Annotated in this window: 1 protein-coding gene; it reads right to left on the reverse strand. The window is 44.0% G+C overall.

Going from position 1 to position 252, the window contains the following annotated elements; genetic code table 11:
• On the reverse strand, positions 1-252 hold a 252-nt coding region (locus tag A3712_RS28030), incomplete at both ends, for a hypothetical protein (RefSeq protein ID WP_197465899.1).

A 252-nucleotide genomic window follows, 5' to 3' on the forward strand; every position in this document is an offset into this window, starting at 1 on the left:
GAGACAATGCGAAGATTACGCCCAGCATTCCTCTGACCTCATCCATTGCGTGAAGCATAATTGCTGACACCTCATCTGTGTCACCCTTGGGTGATTGTATCTCTCTGATTACTTCGTCTAACTCTGCAAGAGCTTTGAAGTAACCTTCTTTTGCCATTTTGATTTGAAAGACTGTCGCAGTTGGATCGTTCAGTGTTGACTCTAGCTTGATGTATCTAGATGCCAGTCTTCTAAGTGCTGCTTTGAGTGCAA

Origin of the sequence: Vibrio sp. HI00D65, from assembly GCF_001635455.1 — a bacterium.
Taxonomy (GTDB): Bacteria; Pseudomonadota; Gammaproteobacteria; order Enterobacterales; family Vibrionaceae; genus Vibrio.